Raw genomic sequence first — 22,150 nt, 5'->3', positions numbered from 1 at the left:
CGGCGGCGGTCAGCCCAGCGCGGACAGCGCCCGGCCCAGCTGATCTATTTCCCGCCGAGTCGTGTACGGCGCGAGACCGATGGTCACCGCGCCGCCTTCGTCGTTCACTCCGAGTGCGTCCAATAACCGGCTGCCGCCGTGGGATCCGGCCAGTACGTTGATCCGCTTATCGCCCAGTTCGGCGGCGATCTTCTCCGCCTGCATCCCGTCGACGGTGAAACTGACCGTCGGGATACGGGTGGACGCCCGCCCGATCACGGTCAGGCCGGTGATCTTCTCGAGGGTGCTCATCAGATGATCGAACAGCTGATCGTGATAGTCCTGCAGGGAACTGATCGACAGCTCGAGCCGTTCCCGGCGGGTGCCGCCGGCGCGTTCGTCGAGGGCGGCCAGATAGTCGATCGAGGTGGTGAGACCGGACAGCAACGCATACTGGTGCCCGCCGACCTCGAGCCGTTCGGGACCCTTCGCGTACGGGTTCAACGACATGGACGGGATCCGGTCCAGGAAAGCGGGGTCCCGGAAGACCAGCGCCCCGACCTGCGGGCCACCCCAACTCGGGGCGCTCAACGCCACCACATCGGCTTTCAGGTCCTCGATACCGATCAGCGCGTACGGTGCGGCGCCGACCGCGTCGGCGACCAGCAGCCCGCCCACCTCGTGCACCCGTTCGGCCGCGACCCGCACCGAGGGCGCCGAGCCCACAATCGGAGACGCCGCGGTGATCGCGACCAGCCGCGCGGTGGGCCCGATGAGCTCCTCGAACTGCCAGGCCGGCATTTCGCAGGTCTCGATCTCCACCTCGGCCCAGCGCACATGCGCACCGTAGCGATTGGCTATTCGCAGCCAGGGAGCCACGTTCGCCTCGTCGTCCAGCCGCGACAGCACGATCCCGGTACCCAGCCCGAGCCGGGAACTCAGGGATTCCGCGAGCCAGGCCAGCAGCACCGCACGGTCCGGACCCAGGACGACCCCGCTCGGGTCCGCACCCACCAGATCCGCGACCGCCACCCGGGCGTCGTGCAGGATATCGGCGCTGCGTTTGGCTGCCCCGTGGCGGCCGATATGGGAGAACGACGACGAGCGGAAACCGATGGACACCGCGCGCGAGACAGAATCCGGAACAAGCATGCCCGCCTGCGGAGCCAGGTTGATCCAGCCGTCGGCCAGGGAGGGGATCAGTCCCCGGACCCGCGCGACGTCGTAAGTCATGCAGGTCACTTTAAGGCAGTGCTGATATCTCGGTAACCCTGGTACAGCCGATTTCCTCGGGTATGAGCGCGGGCCGTACGTGGTCACGCTCCGCGTCCGCCTCCGGGTCCGACTCGCTCGTGCGGTGTTCATGGGCGCCCCGCCGCTACCACCGACTTCGCGCGTTCGGCACGAACACGACATGATGGGGACCATGACGCAATCGGATGACGCATCGGATCCCGTTGTCGTGATCGGCCCCGAAGGACGTCCGCTGGTGTTGCCCGCGGGCGCCGCTACCAGCGCGTCCTACCCCGGCCGGGAGACCCCGGACCAGGACGCGGCCGAGCGCGGAGACTCCGAATCGCTGGCCGATATGGTCGAGCAGCCGGCCAAGGTCATGCGGATCGGGACCATGATCAAACAGCTGTTGGAGGAGGTGCGGGCGGCGCCGCTGGACGACGCCAGCCGCACCCGCCTCGCCGAGATCCACAAATCCTCCATTCGCGAACTGGAGCAGGGCCTGGCTCCGGAACTGCGGGAAGAACTCGAGCGGCTCGCGCTGCCGTTCAGCGAAGACGCCATCCCGTCGGACGCGGAACTGCGCATCGCGCAGGCGCAGTTGGTGGGCTGGCTGGAAGGTCTGTTCCACGGAATCCAGACCGCGCTGTTCGCTCAGCAGATGGCCGCGCGGGCGCAGCTCGAGCAGATGCGCCAGGGCGCACTGCCTCCGGGTATCCATGCCGCCGACGTCCGCGGCGGCCAGCCGGGACAGTCCATCGGAGGCACCGGCCAGTACCTGTGAGTTCGGTGGTATATATGCCAGCCGGTACCGGGACTCGTGCTCCGGGGTAGTGTCGTGCACCGTGCCCGCAGCTTCCGCTCGCTCTGACCTGGTAAACACCGAAACCCCGGAGAGCACCGACGAGAGCCCGGTGCGCCCCGACCACGACCCCGCCGCAGATGAGAAGCCCGTGAGTTCCGAGCAGACCCCGGTCGTCGGCACCGATACCGCCGTCTCCGATATCACCGTGGTGACCGATCCGGATCCGATCGAATCGGATTCGCAGTCCTGGTCACGAGCCTGGCGCGATATCCGCGACGGGTTCGGGCAGCGCGAACTATGGCTTTCGCTGGGCTGGCAGGACATCAAACAGCGCTACCGGCGTTCGGTACTGGGTCCGTTCTGGATCACCATCGCCACCGGCGTGCAGGCCACTGCCATCGGCATCCTGTACGCGGCGCTGCTCGGCCAGCCGCTGCGCGACTATCTGCCCTACGTGGCGGTCGGCCTCATCGTGTGGAACGTCATCAACGCCTCGATCCTGGAGGGCGCGGACGTCTTCGTCGCCAACGAGGGCCTGATCAAACAGCTGCCGTCCGCGCTCAGCGTGCACGTGTACCGGCTGGTCTGGCGGCAGATCCTGTTCTTCGCGCACAATCTGGTGATCTACTTCGTGGTGCTGGCACTGTTCGGCGTCTGGCGAAATCTGCACTGGACCGCGGTGTTCGCGATACCGGCCCTCGTGCTGCTGTTCCTGAACGCCATGTGGGTCTCGGTGCTGTTCGGTATCTTCAGCACCCGCTACCGCGATATCGCGCCGATCCTGGGCAGTATGACCCTGATGCTGTTCGTACTCACCCCGGTGATGTGGAACACCAAGAGCCTGCAGGAGCAGGGCGGGCAGGTCGCCGAACGCGCGCGATTGGCCGAGGTGGTCCCCACCTACCACTATTTGGAGATCGTGCGCGCGCCGTTGCTCGGCGACGACCAGAAGCTGTACCACTGGGCGATCGTCGGCGCCATCACTTTGGTGGGCTGGATCGCCGCCGCGGTCGCGCTGCGCCAGTACCGTTCGCGCGTGCCCTACTGGGTTTAGGAGTCAGGCGATCATGACCGATCACGTAGGTATCGAAACCCGCAAAGCGTGGGTGGAGTTCCCGATCTTCGATGCGAAATCGCGGTCGCTGAAGAAGGCGTTCCTGGGTAAGGCGGGCGGTTCGATCGGCCGTAACCAATCCGATGTGGTGGTGGTCGAGGCACTCCGCGACATCAGCCTGTCGTTGAAGGAAGGCGACCGGGTGGGCCTGGTCGGCCACAACGGCGCCGGTAAATCCACTCTGCTGCGGCTGCTGTCCGGCATCTACGAGCCTTCGCGGGGCAGTGCGCGGATCCGCGGCCGGGTGGCGCCGGTGTTCGATCTGGGCGTCGGGATGGACCCGGAGATCTCCGGCTACGAGAACATCATCATCCGCGGTCTGTTCCTCGGGCAGACCCGCAAGCAGATGATGGACAAGATCGACGAGATCGCCGATTTCACCGAACTCGGCGAGTATCTGTCCATGCCGCTGCGCACGTACTCGACCGGTATGCGGGTGCGGCTGGCGATGGGCGTGGTGACCTCCATCGACCCCGAGATCCTGCTGCTCGACGAAGGTATCGGCGCGGTCGACGCGGAATTCATGAAGAAGGCGCGGATCCGGTTGCAGGAGTTGGTCGCCCGGTCGGGCATCCTGGTGTTCGCCAGCCATTCCAACGAGTTCCTGGCGCAGCTGTGCGATACCGCGCTCTGGATCGATCACGGCCAGATCCGGTTGCACGGCGGAATCGAAGAGGTCGTCCGGGCCTACGAGGGTCCGGACGCGGGTAATCATGTGGCGACGGTCCTGCGGGAGATCGAAGCCGAGAAGTCCGGCCGTCCCGCCGACGAAAAAGCGCGGCAGTCGGCCGACGGCGAACGAGAACTGGAGAACAATCAGGTATGAGTGAGTCAGGCCCGGAGACGGAAGCGGAGCGTGACCGCGTAGGGCCTTCGCTCGTGCCCGATGAACACAGCACGGGCGAGTCGGGACCGGAGACGGAAACGCAGCGTGACCACGAAGGGCCCGCGCTCGTGCCCGATGAACACAGCACGGGCGAGTCGGGACCGGAGACGGAAACGCAGCGTGACCACGAAGGGCCCGCGCTCGTGCCCGATGAACACAGCACGGGCGAGTCGGGACCGCAGGCGGAAACGCAGCGTGACCACGAAGGGCCCGCGCCCATCCCCGATGAACACAGCACGGGCGAGTCGGGGCATCCGGCCTCGGATCCCGGGCGGGAACCCAACGCGGGCGGCGCCGTGCTTCCCGAGGTGGAGTACGGCGCGGACGCCAAGATCGTCGCCGTGGTGGTGACCCATAAGCGTCGTGATCTGCTCGCCGAATCGCTGAAGGCCGTCGCGACCCAATCGCGGGCCGTCGATCACCTGATCGTGATCGACAACGGCAACGAAGCCGAGGTGGCCGAACTCGTCGCCGATCAGCCGATCGAGACCACCTATCTCGGTTCCGCGCACAACCTGGGCGGCGCCGGTGGTTTCGCCCTCGGGATGCTGCACGCGCTGAGCCTGGGCGCCGACTGGGTGTGGCTGGCCGACGACGACGGCCGGCCCGAAGGCCCGGAAGTCCTGGCCACTTTGTTCGACTGCGCCCGCCGCCACGAACTGGTGGAGGTCTCACCGGTGGTCTGCGATATCGACGAACCGGATCGGCTGGCGTTCCCACTGCGTCGCGGCGTGGTGTGGCGACGACTGCGATCCGAACTCGGGGGCGAGGATTTCCTGCCCGGGATCGCCTCCCTGTTCAACGGCGCCCTCATCTCCGCCCAGGCGGTGGATGTGATCGGCGTACCGGATCTGCGGTTGTTCGTCCGCGGTGACGAGGTCGAGGTGCATCGCCGCCTCGTACGGTCCGGGCTTCCTTTCGGAACCTGTCTGCAGACGGCGTATCTGCACCCCAACGGTGCGGCCGAGTTCAAACCGATCCTCGGCGGCCGGATGCACACCCAGTACCCCGACGACCCGGTCAAGCGGTATTTCACCTACCGCAACCGTGGTTACCTCATGTCCCAGCCCGGGATGCGAAAACTGCTGCCGCAGGAATGGATTCGTTTTTCCTGGTTCTTCCTGGTGACCCGGCGCGATCCGGCGGGTCTGCGCGAGTGGTTCCATCTGCGCAGCCTCGGGCGCAACGAGCAGTTCCAGAAACCGGATTAGCCACCGCTGGCGCATACCGGCCATATCGGTCTCCGGCCGCAACCAGGGTTGACCGTCGATGCGAGAGATTCCTCCCCGCCAGGTAAGTTCGGCTGGCAATATGCATGATTCGGGAGGAGATCGATGAGTTACCCCGGCGGTCAGCCGCCACAAGGCCAGCCCGCACCCGGCCAGTTCCCGGCACCGCAGCAGCAATTCGCGCCGCCGCCGAATCCGGGTGGGCAGCCACAGTATCCAGGGGGACCCCAAGGCGGTCCGCAGCAGTGGGGCGCGCCGCCGCCCGGACAGCCGCAGCCGGGCGGGTACGGCCAGCCCGGGCAGCAGCAGTTCCCGAGCGGTCCCTACGCCCAGCCACCGGCCCAGTTCGGTCCGGGCGGGCAGCAGCCCGGACCCTACGGTCAGCCGCAGCAGCCCGCTCCCCACGATCCGCCGGGCATCACGGTGGATTGTTCCTACACCCCGATGGCGTTCATCCTCGCGATCACCAAACCGAAGATCACGGTGAACGGTCAGCGGGTGCCGAACACACGGTGGGGCGCGAACCATATCCCGGTCGGCGCCGGCCAGTACCACGTGCGGGTCACCACGCCGTGGTTGTTCGATATGGGTCCGGCCGATGTCGCGGCGTCGGTCCAGCCCGGGCAGGCGGTGCGGTACTACTACCGGTCACCGGCGCTCATCTTCCTCAACGGCGCGATCGGACCTGTTCCGCAGAAGACGCCCGGCATGGTCGTCATGTACGTGGTCTGGGCAGTCGTCGCGCTTATTTTCCTGCTGAACATCCTGGTCATCGCCACGATGTGAGCCCGCGCGCCGACCAGCGCACGCGGCGGATCCCCCGGGGTTCGCCGCGTGCACCGTCGGGGCCGTCGACGGCCACCCCGACCGGCACCGTCGAACACTCCCTTACCCGATCGCCGGAAGCAGGCGCGGGTTCACCTGCGGCGAGTTCTACCACTTCCGCAACGCAGCTGTGGGACGAGTGCGCGCTGCCCGACGTGCTGCCGCGACCTCTGGGCAACGTCGTGTCCGTTGCCTACGCTCGATGCGCATGCGCCGAACGCGGTAGCGCGCGGGTCGGCGGCCGCGACGACAGGAGGGCAGGCAATGACAGCAACCGAGGGCAAGCCGTTGAGCGGCCGGACGATGATCATGTCCGGCGGCAGCCGCGGTATCGGACTGGAGATCGCCAAACGGGCGGCCGCCGATGGCGCGAACATCACCTTGATCGCCAAGACCGACCAGCCCCACCCCAAATTGCCCGGCACGATCCATACCGCCGCCGCGGAGCTCGAGGAGGCGGGGGCGACCGTGCTGCCGTTCGTCGGCGATGTTCGGATCGACGAGTCGGTCGCCGAGGCCGTCCGGCTGACGACCGAACGGTTCGGCGGTATCGATATCGTGGTGAACAACGCCTCCGCCATCGATCTGTCACCCACGGATTCGCTGGCGATGAAGAAATACGACCTCATGCAGGACATCAACTGCCGCGGCAGTTTCCTGCTGTCGAAACTGTGCATACCGGCGCTGCGCGAATCGGCCGCCGCCGGGCGCGATCCACATATCCTGACGCTCTCGCCGCCGCTGAACCTGGACCCCAAATGGGCGGGTTCCTCGCTGGGCTACACCATCGCCAAATACGGGATGTCGCTGACCACGCTGGGTCTGGCCGAAGAACTGAAGCCCGACGGTGTGGGGGTGAACTCACTGTGGCCGCGCACCACCATCGCCACCGCCGCGGTGCAGAATCTGCTCGGCGGGGAAGAGATGGTCCGCACCTCGCGCACACCGGACATCTACGCCGATGCCGCGTATCTGGTGCTCACCTCACCTGCCGCTGAGACCACCGGCAATTTCTTCATCGACGACGAAGTCCTGGCCGCGCACGGGATCACCGATCTGGACAAGTACCGGGTGACCCCGGGCGACGAACCGCTCACCACCGATCTGTTCCTGTAGGAGACCCGGACAACGGCCCGTGGCGGCGCCGGAATCGCCGGTGCCGCCGCGGGCCGGTATCGCTTCGGTCTATTTCGAGTCGGCGTCGATCCCGTACAACCGTTCCCAGTTCTCGCGGCTGGTGAGCTCGGCGTGCGCTTCGCGGTACCGCTGCTGCAGCGTAGGCAGTTCCTTGCGCAATCGGCGCAGCACCCGCAGCGTGCGCCGCAGCAGTGCCCGCGCGGTCGCCTTGTCGCGTCTGCGCACCCGGACCCCGGACTGCGAGGCGTCGGTGACCACCACGTGGTCGAACAGCGAGACATGCCACCAGTGCGCGTCCTCGCGGGTCACCCCGACCAGTCCGTACTGGACCCGGCCGGTCCATTGCTGGATCGCCCGTTTGATCAGCACCGCGAGCAGTCGGCTCGGCTCACCGCCCGCGCGGCGCACCCGGATATCGCCGGAGACCACCGGCGGCGCGGCCGCGGGGTGTTTCACGGTCTCCGGGTAGTCGGCGCGGCTGGTGCGGGCCCGGGCCAGCACCTCGGCGCCGCCGTCGCGCAGGATCTCCGGACCCCGCAGGAAGTCCTCGATCCCCTGCAGCGTGGTGTGGGCGAGGCCGTATTGCATGCCGACCAGGTATTCGCCGATATTGCGCAGCAACTGCCGGGAGACGGCGACACCGTCGAGATCGGCGTGCATCGCGCTGACGATCAGCGAATTACGGGTGCTGAAGTAGCGCGCCCAGTCGTCGAAATCCTTCCAGTAGAAGTCGGCGTGCCATACCGCCGCGTTGGGCAGCGTGACCGTGACGAACCCGTGTTCCCGGGCCCGCACGCCGTACTCGACATCGTCCCACTGGAAGAAGATCGGCAACGGGAGCCCGATCTTCTTCACCACCTCGGCCGGGATGAGGCAGGTCCACCAGGCGTTGTATCCGGCGTCGACCCGCCGCTCCTGGTTCTTCTTCAGCATGCTGGTGTTACGCAGCGCCTTGGGCACCTTCTGGCCGTGCATCAGTTTGTGCAGATTCACGTCCTCGGCCCCGACATTGAGATAGTCGGGGTTGAGCAGGAACAGCATCTGGGCGCCGACCAGGGTCGGTTCCACGGTGAGATTCGCGAAGGCCTGCATCCGCAGCACGGTCTCGGGTTCGCAGAGGATGTCGTCGTCCATGAGGATGACGTCGGCGTGCTCGTTGGCCGCGGACACTTCGTACAGGCCGCGGGTGAAACCGCCCGCGCCGCCCAGGTTCGGCTGGCGAATGTAGCGCAGTTTCTCGCCGAACATCGGCCGGGTGGCCTGGTACAGCGGCCGATCCTCCACCGCGTCGGTGCCCTGGTCCACCACGTACACCGCGTCGAGCGCACCGAGGACCGTCTGGTCGGAGGCGAGCGCGGCCACGGTCTCGGCGCAGTCCTGGGCGCGGTTGAAGGTGCAGATGGCGATGGCGACCGGGCGCACGGTCTCGGGCGCCACCGCGGTCCAGGTGAGATCGGAGACGGTGAGGTCGCCGCCGACCGCGTCGAACTCCAGCCACAGCGCGCCGCCGTCCACGAACTGGTCCAGCGGCGCCGTCAGCGTCACCGGACCGCCGGCGGCGACCTCGCTGGTGCCCACGATCCGGCGGTGCCCGGCGATATCGGAGGCCACGATCCGGACTCTGGCGTGTTTGCCGCCGTGCAGGGTCATCGTGGCCCGCACCTCGGTCACGACGGTCCAGCGCTGCCAGTAGCTGGCGGCGAACCGGCCGAAGTAGGTGTTGGTGTGCGCGGTGGCGCCCTTGTCCAGGTGCAGGCTCAGCCGATCGCGGTTCGCGCGGCCCTTGACCACCGCGTACAACTCGTCGCTGATCTTCGCCGACGGTCCGGTGAAGATGCCTCTCTGGAGCACAAGTCTCTCCGGTGCCCGGTGGGGTTCGGCGCGCAGCGACTCCGGCGCGACCGTAGCGTGATCGTTCGTCTCGGTAACGGCCTGCATAGCCGACTGGTCCATGAAGTCCTCGAAATCCTCATTGTGCCGACGGGACAGACATGTCCCTGAATACGGTTCGCGGCGGGCCCGAGGATATCAATCAGCCACGCCGGGCGCCCGTTCGGTATTTATCCGGGCGTGCGCGAGACCGGCGATCGGTCGACGCACCGACTCGGCGAGGCCGAAACGCGGGCGAAGGTATCGCGCTACCGCCTCCGGCGCCCGACTCGCTCATGCCGCCGTTTTCCGATCGGCGTCACCGGTGAATACGAACTTGTCATAGGCCCAATACCGGAAGATCACCGCCACCATCTGACCGATAAGCGTTCCAGAAATATTGTCCGCGAGCGGGCTGGACAGGTCGAGCACGTATCGCGAAAATCCCAGGCAACTCAATTGCAGGCCGATCGCGATCACGTTGATCAGCGCGTACATCACATATTCGCGGGCCGGGCTGCCGGACTGCTTGTGCGAGAAGGTCCACCATTTGTTGCCGAAGTAGGTGAGCACCGTCGCCGCGCCGATGGCGATGATCTTGGCGAGCAGCGGGATGTCGTACATGAGTCCCTCGCCGCCCCAGGCGCCGAAATTGAACACCAGCAGGTTGTAGGTTCCCGCGTCGACCAGGAATCCGACCACGCCGACCACCAGGAACGCCGCACTCTGCCGCAACCCGGTCCGCAGCCGCTCGGTGAGCGAACGGGCGGCCGGAAGGTCGGCAGTGAGAGCGGGCGACGGCTCACCAGATGACACGCGCCGACGGTACCGTAGTGACCTGAGCCATCCTTCCCGGCACGGACCCGGTACTCTCCCCGTGTTCCCATATCCGTCGATTTCGAGGATTTGACCAGGTGGACTCCACCGATCACCACATCAGCGAGTCAGGCCCGGAGGCGGTAGTGCGATGCCTTCGCCTGCGCTTCGGCCGCCGCGCCAGTATGTCGACCGATCGCCGGTCTCGCTCATGACCGATGAAATGCGCATTGCCGCCGTGGTCCCGTGCCACAACGAAGAAGCGTCGGTCGCCAAGGTCGTCACCGACCTGAAAGCCGCGGTGCCCGGAATTGTCGTGTATGTGTACGACAATCTCAGCACCGACGCCACTGCCGAGAAGGCCCGCGCCGCCGGCGCGATCGTCCGCGCGGAGCGGGCGAAAGGCAAAGGCAATGTGGTGCGTCGCGCTTTCGCCGATATCGAGGCCGATATCTACCTCATGATCGACGGCGACGACACCTACGAGGCGTCCGCGGCCCCGGCGATGATCGAGACCCTGCTCTCCGGACCGTACGACCACGTGCTCGGTGTCCGGAAACAGGATGCGGACGGATCGGCCTACCGAGCAGGGCACGAAACCGGGAACAAAGTCCTCAACGGCGTGGTCGGCAAGGTGTTCGGCGAGAACGTCGAGGATATGCTCAGCGGATTCCGGGTGTTCTCCCGCCGCTTCGTCAAGAGCTTCCCCGCGGTCTCCCGTGAGTTCGAGATCGAAACCGAACTCACCGTGCATTCGCTGCATCTACGGGTCCCGCAGACCGCGGTCGCGGTGGGGTTCCGGGACCGCCCGGCCGGCAGTGAGAGCAAACTGCGCACCTATCACGACGGTTTCAAGATCCTGGCCCTCATCGTCGGATTGGCCCGGCACGAGCGCCCGGTGGCCTTCTACGGTCTGCTCGGCACGGTGAGCTGGCTCATCTCCGTGGTGCTGACCGTCCCGATCGTGGTCGAGTACTACGACACCCACACCGTGCCCCGCTTCCCCACCCTGTTCCTCGCCTGCACCCTGCTGCTGGTGGGCTTCCTGGCCTGGACCGCCGGGCTGATCCTGGACGGTATCCGCCGCTCCCGGCACGAGGCGTCACGCCTGATCTACCTACGTTACGAAGCCCCCGGTGCGGGGACGCACCCGGCGACGGCGACCGGATATCCCCAGCCGGACCCGCTGGCCGGGGATATCCGTTGACCGCCGGGACCGAGACCCGCCCTGCCGGAACCGAGCAGGCCGCGGGCCGTTTCGCGCTGTCCGGGCCCGGCCGCGCCGGTACGGCGCTGCTGCGCCGGATGGGCCCGGCGACCGTCGCGTTCGCGCTGCTGGCCGGAATCTTCGGTCTGCTGTTCGCGGTGATGAGCCCGCCGTTCTGGGGTCATGACGAACTCACCCAGTTCGGCCGCGCCTACCAGGTGGCACACGGCGGTCTGACCCCCGCTCGCATCGAGGACGACCGCGGCGTCTCCTACGGCGGTGAAGTACCGGCGGCCGTGGAAGCGCTGATGGGGTATGCGCTCGACGACTACACCCACAATCCGGGCGAACCGTACCCGGATGTGGCCGATCCCGGCGCCTATCAACGATTGAGCGATGCGCCGGTGACCGACGAACGCAAGATCATCTGGTTCACCAATACCGCCGCCTACTCCGCGGTTCCCTACGTGCCCAACGCGATCGGCATCCGGTTCGCCGAACTGATCGACGCCGACGCCGGGACCATGGTCCGCCTCACCCGGCTGTCCGGCCTGGCCGCCTACCTGCTGGTGGTGGGTTTCGCCCTGTGGGCGTTGCGCGCACACCGCATCCAGTGGCTGGCCTTCACCGCGGCGGTGCTGCCGATCGCGGTGTTCCAGTCCGGAACCATCACCGCCGACACCCTCACCAATGCGCTGGCCGTGCTGGTCTCCGCGCTGCTCGTGAAGGGCCTGTTCCTCGGTGATCGGTTGGGCCGCACCGAAACCGCCGCGGTTCTGGCGAGCGCGATACTGCTGCCGCTGTGCAAACCGACCTATGTGCTGCTGGCGATGCTGGTGGTGCTGATACCGGCCGAACGCATGGGCTTGACCGGATGGCGCCGGTGGCTCACCTGGATCTGCGCCGCGATCGGGGCCATCGGGTTCGCGGTGTGGATGAAGATCGCGGCGCCGACCGGCGAGGGCACCAGCCTGATGCGACCCCGGAATCAGTGGTACACCGTGGACACCGGCGAACAGTTGACCGGGATCATCACCGACCCGTTCGGTTTCCTGCGGACCTTCTGGGAGAGCATCCTGCGACGGGACCAGGAATGGTTCACCGAGTTCTTCGGTGAACTCGGTTTCGCCTACATCGATGTGCCGGCCACGGCCGTCGTGGCCTGCCTGCTCGCGTTCGCGGTGAGCGTCGGGATAACGGAACGTCTCGACAAGCCGGATTTCCGGCGGACCGTGGTGGTCGCCCTGACCATGGCGGCCAGTGTGGCGATGATCTACGTAACGCTGTACATGTCGTTCACACCGGTCGGCTACTACATCATCGACGGTGTCCAGGGCCGCTATTTCATTCCGCTGGCGATCGTGTCGTTCGCGGTGCTGTTGCGCTGGATGCCGTTCCGGCTCCGCGGCCCCGGCGACCGCCCACCCGGCCGGCTCGCCGAGGTGACGATCGTCGCCGCGGCACTGGTCTCGCTGCTCACCTCGGTGGCGAAGTACCACCTCTACGTCTGGGCCTGAATGAGCCGCGGCGCGAGGCATCGGCCCTCGGCGCCGGAGGCGGTTCGGGTCGGGCGTTGACGACGGCGACGCCCGACCTCTCCCCGGCGATTCACGGGACCGTGATGGTCCGTTCCCCCGCTTCGGCATAGGCGCTCTCGGTGGCCGCTTTGACCGGACGCCACCAGGATTCGTGCTCCCGGTACCAGGCGACGGTCGCGGCGAGTCCGGCCCGGAAGTCCGCGAAACGGGGTGTCCAGCCGAGTTCGGAACGGAGCACGCTCGAATCGATCGCGTAGCGCTGGTCGTGTCCGGCGCGGTCGGTGACATGATCGAAATCATCGGGCTCACGCCCGAATTCGGCGAGCAGCAATTCGACCACCGTGCGGTTGTCCAGTTCGCCGTCCGCCCCGATCAGGTAGGTCCGGCCGATCCGGCCCCGCTCCAGCACGTCCCAGACCGCGCGGTTGTGGTCGTCCACGTGGATCCAGTCGCGCACCTGATGCCCGGCCCCGTACAACCGCGGCCGCACCCCGTCGATGAGGTTGGTGATCTGGCGTGGAATGAACTTCTCGACATGCTGGTACGGCCCGTAGTTGTTGGAGCAGTTCGACAGCGTGGCGCGCAGGCCGAAGGAGCGCACCCAGGCGCGGACCAACATATCGCTGGCCGCCTTCGTCGCCGAGTACGGGCTGGAGGGGTTGTACGGGGTGTTCTCGGTGAACGCTGGATCGGCGGGCGCCAGATCTCCGTACACCTCGTCGGTGGAGACATGGTGATACCGCACGGCGTGCCGCCGCACCGCCTGGAGCAGGGAATACGTGCCGACGATATTCGTCTGCACGAAAGGCCAGGGTTCGGCCAGCGAATTGTCGTTGTGCGATTCGGCGGCGAAATGGACGACCGCGTCCACCCCGCTGACCAGCTCGTCGACCAGGTCCAGATCCGCGATATCGCCGTGCACGAAGTCGATCCGATCGGCGACCGGATCGAGTGAGGCACGGTTGCCCGCGTAGGTGAGCGCGTCGAGCACGGTCACCGTCACCTCCGGGCGCTCGGCGACGGTGTGCTGGACGAAATTGGCTCCGATGAACCCGGCTCCACCGGTGACGAGTAGACGCACCGGTCCACTCTACTTCGCGGCGACTACTGTCCGGCCGGTGATCGGGCCCGTTTTCGCGAGGCATTCCGATAACGGGAATCGCCTGCACCTCGAACGCTCCGAACGAATTCTCGCTCGGTATCGCCGGCGGCATACACGCCGAACCCCTGCCCGCACCCGGCCGGTCGTGACCGGCCGAAGAAATATTCCGGGGTGGGCACGACGTTCGGTTCGATCATGGAGATCGGAATCAACACGTTTCTGACCGACGAGGGAATCAGCGGCACCGCGCTCGGGCCGGCACTGGAGGAACGCGGCTTCGAATCGCTTTTCCTCGCCGAGCATTCACATATCCCCGCGAGCAGGCAGTCCCCGTATCCCGGTGGCGGCGACCTGCCGCGCGTGTATTTCCGCACCCTCGACCCGTTCGTGGCGTTCGGAGCGATCGCCGCGGTCACCGACCGCCTGATCCTCGGGACCGGTGTCACCCTGTTGATCCAGCGCGACCTGATCCACACCGCGAAAGAGGTCGCCACCCTCGACCAGATCTCCGGCGGACGCGCGGTCTTCGGCGTGGGCGTCGGCTGGAACCGGGAGGAGATGGCCGATCACGGCACCGATCCGCGCACCCGCGGCGCCCTCCTCGACGAACAGCTCGAAGCCATCATCAGGATCTGGACCGAGGAGGTCGCCGAATATCACGGCGAATTCGTGGATTTCGATCCCATGTTCGCCTGGCCCAAACCACATCAGCGGCCGCATCCGCCCATATTCATCGGCGGCGGGGAGGCCGCCGCGCGGCGCGCGGTCCGCCACGGTGTGGGCTGGATACCCAACGGCGTATCCGATCCGGCCGCGGTCGCGGCCCAACTGGCGGGGTTCACCGGCAACGGTCTTCCGGTCACGGTCACGCCGGGTCCACCGGACCCGGCGGTCCTGGACGCCTACGCCGCGGCCGGGGTGCAGCGCGTGACCCTGAAATTGGAGACGATGCCCGAAGCGGAAACGCTGCGTGAACTGGATGCACTCGCGAAGTTGGTGGCGCGATATCAGGACTGAGACGCGTTCAGGCGGGCAGCCGGTCAGCTCCCCAGCTGCGGTGGACATAGCCGATCACGCTGTCGAGTTCGTCGCGGTCGACCGACGCCAGTTCACCCGGCTCCAGCGGATCGAAATGAAAGATGTAGAGCCGGGAGGCGAACTGCTCGAACGGCAGGGACGCCTCCCCGAACCGTTCCGCGTGACCGGCCGTGCCGACCACGACACCGTCTCCCCAGTCCTGACCGCTGTCGTTGTTCGGGTTGTAGAAGTAGACGCGCATCCGATCCTGTGGATCGAGGGCGACCCGCAGGATCGTGATCGCGTGCCAGCCGACGAAACGGGCCGCGCTGTCGGTGACCGCGACACCGGCGGGCTGCGGGTGGATCAACGGCTGATTCTTGTTGTAGAACGGGTGGTAGCTGGCATAGAAGTGCCGTAGGAACTCGTCGAGATCGGTCAGGTTCCCGGTCGCCACATCGACATTGATCCGGAAACCCCGGCCCGACCACCAACCGTGGAACTCGGGATTGATCCAGCGATGCGGGTCGCCGTCGCGGCCCACGCAGCGCCGGCCCATTTCCGCGTAGATCCGGTCCAGATGCGGCACTATCAGCACGGATACCGGGTCCAGGTCCATCGGTAGCTCGGTGGCCACGCCCGAAACGCTGTCGCGCGAGGAGATCGACTCGCCCTCGAAATGCATCACGACCTCGTCGTCGCGGGCGGCCCACGCCAGTGTCTGGAGTAGATAGTCGGGGTCGTTGTAGGACCACATCGACAGTGCCCGGGCGGACTGGCACGTCGGGTTGTCGCCCTGGCCGACGCCCAGCGGCTGACCGAGGATCGACAGCATGCCCGCCAGCAACCGGGCCCGTGCGTCGGGCGCGGGCCCGAACACCTGGGTCAGCCGCTCGGTCGCGTGCGGCGACAATTGCAGTGCCAGTTGCCGCCACAGCGCGGGCGCGACCGGGGGCTGGTAGAGGATGCCGCGTTCCAGCAGCAACGCCAGCCCGTAGATACACTGGGCCGTCTCGACGTGGACGGCCTCATAGATCAGCCGGCGCACGAGTTCGTGGTAGCACAGCAGACATTCGCGGCCGGTGCTGGACAATCCGAGCGCCTCGGCCAGGTGATATTCCCCTTTGCCGAGCAGGAAGCGGAGCAGGACTGCGTGGTACGGCGATACCAGCCCGGTGTCGTGCATCGACCGCGCGAATCCCGCTGTCTCGTACTGCAGCGCGCTGTCGTCCATCGTCTCCAGGCGCGTGCGGTACACCTCGACGCCCGGATCCTCGCGGCACGCGTCGGTGGTGCCGTAGATGCTGCTGATCAGCCGGTCCGCGCCGAGCGCCCCCGCCCCCAGATCGATATCGGGGTTGCTGCGCGCCACAGCGATCTGAGTGATCATCTGCTTGACCGAATCGACCTGGATCGGGCGCTGTCGCAGGATCCGCCAGATCTCGTCGACGAGATTCTCCAGCACCTTCTCGTAGCCCACCTCCTCCACCAGGTGCCGCATGAGCTCCCGGGGTACCTGGGCCATGCGTCCCTGCTGCGCACGCTCGGCCTCGGTCGGAGGTGTGAACAGCAGCGAGAGGTTGATCGCCAGCACCTGCGACAGATGATGGAAGGCCTGCTCGGCGGAGACCAGGGCGTGCACGTACTCGCCCTTGGCGACCGCGAGCAGGCGCAGGTCGCTCACCGTCTCCAGTACGACGGTGTCGGCGTTGGCGCTGCGCAGGGAACCACCGCTCAGCGACGGGATGAGGATCTGCGGTCTCGCCCAGTCCGTACCGAGGAACAGTCCGGCGGAATCCAGTTGCGCCGCCCGTGCCCGCACCGCCGCGCAGCCGCCCGGGAGCAGCAGCACCCGGCGCAACGCGCCGAGCACCCGTGACAGCTTCACCTGCTTACCGAACGGGCTGGCGGCCGCGAGCGACTGCGTGGCGTCGTCCAACGTGGCCAGATGCCTGTCCAGGGACGCCCCACCGCTACCGAGTGGACTCAATCGCCGAACCTCCCCGACGAACCGTTTACTTCCAACGGATCAAATATAGAAATCGAGCTCTTCCTGCCTTTTCAGAAGATCCCGCAGAGTGTACGGGTCGTCTCCGAAGAAGTACAGAAGACCCCAATGGTTTCCGAATGCGGTACGTTTGGTCACTTTCTCGGCCAAGGGGGCCGTGAGTTCGTGCGTTTCGAAATAATCATGATCTTCGGTCTCGTCCGGCACCGACAGCTGGCTGACCACCCGACGGCGCGGATAGACTCCGAAGCATCCGGCATGCCCCTTTGCGTCCACCACTTCCTTCGGGAAGAAGGCTTCGATCTCGTCCTCGGTCGTCTTAGGGTCGAAAGCCAGGACCAACCCGTGGTACGCGTTGAACCCGTACGACCGTTCGAGCAACTCGAATACTTTGAAACCCGGCGGCCGGTAGGCGACCTCACCGAAGTACATTTCACCGTCACTGGTGACGAAGTACTCGGGATGGACGAAACCGAAATCGATATCGAATGTTTTGATCAGCCGTTCCACCTGGCGAGTGATCTCCGGCCGATACTGTTCGAGTTCCGGAGTCGCCGGGACGAACACCGAATATCCGAGCGTGACGTATTCCGAGATGTTGAGGAACCGGATCTTGCCGTCGTGGATCCAGGCTTCGACCGCGAATTCCCACCCGTCCAGATGGGATTCCATCAGCACCGGGAACTCGTCGTCGGGGATGGTGTCGATCTCGTCGGGCGTCCGGATGACCCGGTGGCCCAGGCATCCCGCCTTGTCGAACGCCTTGACGTGGATCGGGTCGTTGGGGTCGCCGTCCAGCTTCAGCAGGGTCTGGTTGACCCGCTTCAGGAAGCGGATGACGTCGTCGCGCTCGTGGGCTTCCTCGAAAATTCCCACCCGAATACCACCCAGCTGGGCTCGCCGCTTCATCAGGGCTTTATCGCGCAACAGCATCGCCTGACCGAACAATCGAGGGTTGTTCAGCAGCACCGAATTTATCGCGCCCGCCCATTCGACAGTTTCCTCGAAGATGGGTATGGCGACGTCCACCCCCATATCCCGCAACGTCTCGGCAATTTCCATGGAGCGGTCGTTCAACCGTTCGAAGTTCCAGGGAATATATGGTATCTCGTGGGCGGTGCAGTACTCCTCCGCCCATTCCGGAGCTACGACCACATAGCGTCGATCGAAACGATCGATCGCCTCGACAGCATTCAGACTCCAACCCAAAAGAGCGATATATCCCTTATCCGGGTTTCGATTTCTGGATTCCAAATCCGGAACCGACAAAACGTTCCCCTCTCAATCTTTCTTTCTCACCTATCGGATCTCGAGGGCGCAAACCTCATATACCGGGTACGGAAAGCCGGACCGGCACAGAACTCGGGCGACCGTTCGCCCGAATCCGCATCAAAAATATCGAGATGGATCTGGATCGGACCCCTGTGTCGCCCTCATTTCCATCGAGTACCCCGGAAGGCCGGTCACCAAACAGTGGCAGGGGCGTATCGGGTCGTCCTCCGGCAGCGTACGCGGGTCCGGTCCGTGGTCGGGTACATCGCCCGGGAACATCCGGCACCGGGCTCCGGGGGCTGCCGCACGCACAGTCCACCACAGAGGCTGGCACACTGACCGAACATGCGCGGAATCATTCTGGCGGGCGGCACCGGGTCGCGGTTGCATCCGATCACGCGCGGTGTGAGCAAACAGCTGGTGCCCGTCTACGACAAGCCGATGGTCTACTACCCGCTGTCCACCCTCATGCTGGCCGGCATTCGGGACATCCTGGTCATCACCACTCCGGAGGACGCCGAATCGTTCACCCGGCTACTCGGCGACGGATCCCAGTTCGGGATCACGATCAGTTACGTGGTGCAGCCCGTTCCGGATGGCCTGGCCTGCGCTTTCATGCTGGGCGCGGACCATATCGGCGGCGACTCGGCGGCACTGGTGCTGGGCGACAACATCTTCCACGGGCCCGGACTGGGCACCAGCCTGCACCGGTTCGCCGATATCGACGGCGGCGCCATCTTCGCCTACCGGGTCTCCGACCCCACCGCCTACGGCGTGGTCGAATTCGTCGACGGCAAAGCGATTTCGATCGAGGAGAAGCCCAAGGTTCCGCGCTCGAACTACGCGGTGCCCGGGCTGTATTTCTACGACAACGATGTGGTGGAGATCGCCCGCGGTCTCAAGCCCTCGGCCCGGGGCGAGTACGAGATCAGCGATATCAACCGCGCCTATCTCGAAGCCGGCAGGCTCAGCGTCGACGTCCTGGCCCGCGGTACCGCATGGCTGGACACCGGCACTTTCGACTCACTGCTGGACGCCGCCAACTACGTCCGCACCATCGAGGAGCGGCAGGGCCTGAAGATCGGCGTACCGGAGGAGGTCGCCTGGCGGATGGGCTATATCGACGACGAGCAACTGTGCCTGCTCGCCGACCCGCTCACCCGCTCCGGTTACGGTAAATACCTGCTCGATCTACTCGAGCACGGACGAAGTTGGTGAGTGTGCAGATGCGGATCAATGAGCTGTCGGTCCCCGGCGCCTGGGTTTTCACGCCGAAGATCCACGGTGACGATCGAGGAGCCTTCGCCGAGACCTTCCGGGCCGCGGAGTTCGAGAAGGCCACCGGCCGATCCTTCGATCTGCTGCAGGTCAATACGTCGGTCTCCGCCGCCGGGGCGCTGCGCGGAATCCACTACACCGACGACCCACCCGGCCAGGCCAAGTACGTGAGCTGTGTGCACGGCGCGTTCCTGGATGTCGTCGTCGATCTGCGGCCCGACTCCCCCACCCACGGCCGATGGGACAGCGTGCTGCTCGACGATGTCGACCGCCGCTCGCTCTTCCTGTCCGAGGGGCTGGGGCATGCGGTCCTGTCACTGCAGGACGATTCGGTCCTCACCTATCTGTGCTCGCTCGAGTACAGCCCCGAGTACGACCACGATATGGACGCCTTCGATCCGGATCTGGCCATCGACTGGCCCGAAACCGGGCGCGACGGACAGCGCCTCACATATCTGCGCTCGGCCAAGGACGCGGCGGCGCCGCGGCTACGCGACCGCTGACACTCCGACCGCGCGGGGCACGGCGATTATTTGCGAGGACCGCGACGGAATCGCCAGAACTGCACCGCCCGTACGTCCTCGGACAGCTGATTCACCGGTTCGGCCACCTCGGAGAGCACCTGGAACAGGTCGTCGGCCAGATCGCTGATGTGTTCCACCCGGGTCGCCAACCTGGACGCGTTCACCAGGAACTCGAGGAAGAGCCGGACCGCGGCCGCGATCGTCAGCGCGAACGGTATCGCCAGCAGGGCCGCCGGCACCCCGAGCAGCGTCGAGATCCGCCAGGCCGCAACCGTGAGAGCGACCGGCGCGGCCACCGCGAACACCAGCCCGAGCAGATAGACCAGCGGCAGCAGCGTGCGCGTCGCCGGTCGGCGGAACTGCATATCCAGTAGCCCGCGAACGGCGTCGGCGCCCCACTGCCGGACCGCCCCGGATCCGCCGCCCGGTGCCGGACCGTTCTCCTCTTCTTCTTCGGCCGCCGCCGCGTCGGCGAACCGTTGCGCGGCCTCTGCGCGCCAGCTGAGTTTCCGGCGGATTCGCCGCGCGGCCGATTCGGCAGTATCGTCCTCGTCCGGGGGTTTCACTCCGGCGCCGGTACCAGGCGCCGATGGAACCGTCGGTTCAGGTGCCCCGCCGGCCGCGGGACCGGTTCTCGGGGACTCGTCCGCTGACTCACTGGCCATACCGGAATCCTTCCCGGATTCCGTGGCCGAAGCCAACCCGGACCTCGCCGAACGCGTTGTACCAGTGGACGTCGACTGTCGCCACAAATGAGAGGAAGCCGACAGTCGAAAAAATTCCCTGGAACGGCGTAACGCCACGGGCACCCGGCACCGATACGACCCATGAATGCCGGAGCTTATTTATACCGGGGAATGGAGATGACAGTGCGTACGACGTTTCCGACTTCCGTCTCGGCGGCTGCCAAGTCCGCGGCCGCGCGGGACTACGCCCAGCGTGGCTGGACGGTCGCCGAAACGACCAACGGTCTGTGCCTGATCACCGACGAAGACACGTCCGCCGTCGAGGTCACCGGGGAGTTGGCCGCGTCGGTCCGCCGGTATCTGCGCGCGAACAACCTGTCCGGACCGGTGATCGAGATTCCCGGCGCCGAGCGTCGGGAGATCCACCTGGTCACCGGAATGCGCAAGGCCCAGCGGGCCGTCGAGGCGCTGCGGCAGGCCGGCGCGGTCGTGCACACCGACGGCGACGGCATCCCGCTGCCGCCGACTCACCTCTCGGCCGGTTCGGCCAGCTGGAGCGTGAGCCCGGACGAGGCCCGCTGGGTGCCGCCGGTGGTCGCGCTCGGCGCGGCGGTACGTTCCGCCCGCGTTCGGCGGTCACACCGGTTGACCAGCGTCGCCTGCGCCTGAGCGGCACCGCGGACCCGTACACCCGAAAGCAGAGCCCCGGTCGTATCGACGACCGGGGCTCAGTGCCGCGCTTGCTCGCGTGACTAACGGATGCGGAAGATGACCAGGCGCTGCACGACGAAGTTGATGACCGTGGCGGTGCCCTGCGCGATGACGTAGGCGAGCGGAACGCGCCACCACACACCCTCTTCGAAGGCTTGGTAGAAGACCCAGTTGATCCCGACCTGTACACAGAAGGTCAGTGCGTACAGGATCACCACGGCAATGAACCGGGCCCGGCTGGGCGCCGCGTTGAAAGTCCAGCGCCGATTGATGAGGTAGGCCGTAGTGGTGCCCGCGATGAAGCCGACCGCCTTGGCCGGGTTCACCGGCAGGCCCACCGTTTCGAGCAGCAGCAAGTAGAGCCCGAAGTCGACCACCGCCGACAGCGCACCGGTAGCGGCGAACCGGACCAACTGGGTGACCAGGCCGATCTGCGCGCTCTCGGATCCAGAATTCTCCGGTTCGGGGACCACGGCAGCCGACTCCTCGGGCGAGCCGGACATCTCCCCGGGCTCACCCGGCGCTACCCGGGCGCTCCCGCCCACTGCGTTGCTTTCAGGGAACACCGCCGGAAATCTACTTGTCCCACCCCCGACAAGGGTTCGCGGGTCACCGACATGCGCGGTCGGACCCACCCCAGTGATGCCCAGCATCCCTGATCGGGCCCGCCCCCGACGCCGGACCGCCAGAGCGAGGCCCGCAACGACCGAGCGCGCCGACAGCGGCCCGGGCCCGCCATCGAGCACCTGTACAACTGTGAACCTCCCCAGGTGACCACACCCCGACCACAACGACCTCACGTCCATCTGGATGGTCACCATTCGGTGGTCGGGGCCCGCCCCGGTTCTGGAGCGACGAAGCGAAGGAGCGCAGCGACTGAGCGCAGGAGTGAAGAACCGGGGTTAACGAGGGCC

The 22,150-nt window shown here is 66.3% G+C and carries 20 protein-coding genes; 12 read left to right on the top strand and 8 right to left on the bottom strand.

Going from position 1 to position 22,150, the window contains the following annotated elements:
• Positions 1–9: 9 nt before the first annotated feature.
• A complete protein-coding gene (locus OG804_RS23435; RefSeq protein ID WP_328389917.1) occupies positions 10–1,212 on the bottom strand; it encodes a cysteine desulfurase-like protein in 1,203 nt (400 codons plus the stop codon).
• 193 nt (positions 1,213–1,405) lie between these two features.
• Between OG804_RS23435 and OG804_RS23430 the strand changes: the two genes are divergently transcribed.
• From OG804_RS23430 to OG804_RS23405, 6 genes are all read left to right on the top strand, one after another.
• On the top strand, positions 1,406–1,996 hold the full coding sequence (locus OG804_RS23430) for a bacterial proteasome activator family protein (RefSeq protein ID WP_328389915.1): 591 nt from the start codon (positions 1,406–1,408) through the stop codon (positions 1,994–1,996).
• Positions 1,997–2,216: 220 nt separating this feature from the next.
• Positions 2,217–3,071 (top strand): galactan export ABC transporter permease subunit Wzm/RfbD, encoded by an 855-nt coding sequence (gene wzm, locus OG804_RS23425; protein ID WP_328398665.1) that lies wholly within the window; start codon positions 2,217–2,219, stop codon positions 3,069–3,071.
• 13 nt (positions 3,072–3,084) lie between these two features.
• Positions 3,085–3,957, top strand: coding sequence for a galactan export ABC transporter ATP-binding subunit Wzt/RfbE (gene wzt / locus OG804_RS23420; RefSeq protein ID WP_328389913.1), 873 nt, complete (start codon positions 3,085–3,087; stop codon positions 3,955–3,957).
• Positions 3,958–4,325: 368 nt separating this feature from the next.
• Positions 4,326–5,228: a galactofuranosyltransferase GlfT1 gene (gene glfT1 / locus OG804_RS23415; RefSeq protein WP_328398663.1), complete on the top strand. Its 903-nt coding sequence runs from the start codon at positions 4,326–4,328 to the stop codon at positions 5,226–5,228.
• Positions 5,229–5,351: 123 nt separating this feature from the next.
• Positions 5,352–6,032: a hypothetical protein gene (locus OG804_RS23410; RefSeq protein ID WP_328389911.1), complete on the top strand. Its 681-nt coding sequence runs from the start codon at positions 5,352–5,354 to the stop codon at positions 6,030–6,032.
• A 303-nt stretch (positions 6,033–6,335) separates the two neighbouring features.
• Positions 6,336–7,187, top strand: a complete 852-nt coding sequence (locus OG804_RS23405; protein ID WP_328389909.1) for an SDR family oxidoreductase — start codon at positions 6,336–6,338, stop codon at positions 7,185–7,187.
• Positions 7,188–7,256: 69 nt separating this feature from the next.
• Here the strand turns inward: OG804_RS23405 and OG804_RS23400 are convergent, their stop codons facing one another.
• Positions 7,257–9,161: a glycosyltransferase gene (locus OG804_RS23400; protein WP_328389907.1), complete on the bottom strand. Its 1,905-nt coding sequence runs from the start codon at positions 9,159–9,161 to the stop codon at positions 7,257–7,259.
• 210 nt (positions 9,162–9,371) lie between these two features.
• Positions 9,372–9,893, bottom strand: coding sequence for a GtrA family protein (locus tag OG804_RS23395; protein WP_328389905.1), 522 nt, complete (start codon positions 9,891–9,893; stop codon positions 9,372–9,374).
• A gap of 211 nt (positions 9,894–10,104) precedes the next feature.
• On the opposite strand from OG804_RS23395, the gene OG804_RS23390 reads away from it, so the two are divergent.
• On the top strand, positions 10,105–11,100 hold the full coding sequence (locus OG804_RS23390) for a glycosyltransferase (protein ID WP_328389903.1): 996 nt from the start codon (positions 10,105–10,107) through the stop codon (positions 11,098–11,100).
• The gene (locus OG804_RS23385) at positions 11,097–12,617 is read left to right on the top strand and encodes a DUF2142 domain-containing protein (protein ID WP_328389901.1); all 1,521 of its coding nucleotides are present in this window, start codon (positions 11,097–11,099) and stop codon (positions 12,615–12,617) included. Before OG804_RS23390 ends, OG804_RS23385 begins: the two co-directional genes overlap by 4 nt.
• Before the next feature lie 91 nt (positions 12,618–12,708).
• On the opposite strand, the gene rfbB is transcribed toward OG804_RS23385, so the two are convergent.
• Positions 12,709–13,719, bottom strand: a complete 1,011-nt coding sequence (gene rfbB / locus OG804_RS23380; protein WP_328389899.1) for a dTDP-glucose 4,6-dehydratase — start codon at positions 13,717–13,719, stop codon at positions 12,709–12,711.
• 216 nt (positions 13,720–13,935) lie between these two features.
• Between rfbB and OG804_RS23375 the strand changes: the two genes are divergently transcribed.
• Positions 13,936–14,757 (top strand): LLM class F420-dependent oxidoreductase, encoded by an 822-nt coding sequence (locus OG804_RS23375; RefSeq protein WP_328398661.1) that lies wholly within the window; start codon positions 13,936–13,938, stop codon positions 14,755–14,757.
• A 7-nt stretch (positions 14,758–14,764) separates the two neighbouring features.
• Here OG804_RS23375 and OG804_RS23370 read toward each other — a convergent pair whose 3' ends face one another.
• Both OG804_RS23370 and OG804_RS23365 read right to left on the bottom strand, forming a co-directional pair.
• Positions 14,765–16,747, bottom strand: a complete 1,983-nt coding sequence (locus tag OG804_RS23370; RefSeq protein WP_328389897.1) for a hypothetical protein — start codon at positions 16,745–16,747, stop codon at positions 14,765–14,767.
• Positions 16,748–16,786: 39 nt separating this feature from the next.
• A complete protein-coding gene (locus OG804_RS23365; RefSeq protein ID WP_328398659.1) occupies positions 16,787–17,827 on the bottom strand; it encodes an ATP-grasp domain-containing protein in 1,041 nt (346 codons plus the stop codon).
• Between the two features lie 555 nt (positions 17,828–18,382).
• Between OG804_RS23365 and rfbA the strand changes: the two genes are divergently transcribed.
• Together rfbA and OG804_RS23355 are read left to right on the top strand one after the other, a co-directional pair.
• Positions 18,383–19,255 carry a glucose-1-phosphate thymidylyltransferase RfbA gene (gene rfbA / locus OG804_RS23360; protein ID WP_328389895.1) on the top strand — a complete coding sequence of 291 codons (873 nt, stop codon included), beginning with the start codon at positions 18,383–18,385 and terminating at the stop codon, positions 19,253–19,255.
• Positions 19,256–19,263: 8 nt separating this feature from the next.
• Positions 19,264–19,818 carry a dTDP-4-dehydrorhamnose 3,5-epimerase family protein gene (locus OG804_RS23355; protein WP_328398657.1) on the top strand — a complete coding sequence of 185 codons (555 nt, stop codon included), beginning with the start codon at positions 19,264–19,266 and terminating at the stop codon, positions 19,816–19,818.
• Positions 19,819–19,844: 26 nt separating this feature from the next.
• On the opposite strand, the gene OG804_RS23350 is transcribed toward OG804_RS23355, so the two are convergent.
• The gene (locus tag OG804_RS23350) at positions 19,845–20,405 is read right to left on the bottom strand and encodes a DUF4282 domain-containing protein (protein WP_328389893.1); all 561 of its coding nucleotides are present in this window, start codon (positions 20,403–20,405) and stop codon (positions 19,845–19,847) included.
• 291 nt (positions 20,406–20,696) lie between these two features.
• Between OG804_RS23350 and OG804_RS23345 the strand changes: the two genes are divergently transcribed.
• A complete protein-coding gene (locus tag OG804_RS23345) occupies positions 20,697–21,194 on the top strand; it encodes a hypothetical protein (RefSeq protein WP_328389891.1) in 498 nt (165 codons plus the stop codon).
• An 83-nt stretch (positions 21,195–21,277) separates the two neighbouring features.
• Here OG804_RS23345 and OG804_RS23340 read toward each other — a convergent pair whose 3' ends face one another.
• Positions 21,278–21,739 (bottom strand): GtrA family protein, encoded by a 462-nt coding sequence (locus OG804_RS23340; RefSeq protein ID WP_328398655.1) that lies wholly within the window; start codon positions 21,737–21,739, stop codon positions 21,278–21,280.
• Between the last annotated feature and the right edge of the window lie 411 nt (positions 21,740–22,150).

The sequence above is a fragment of the Nocardia sp. NBC_00416 genome (assembly GCF_036032445.1).
Lineage (GTDB): Bacteria > Actinomycetota > Actinomycetes > Mycobacteriales > Mycobacteriaceae > Nocardia.
This window is presented reverse-complemented; position numbering and strand designations above follow the sequence as displayed.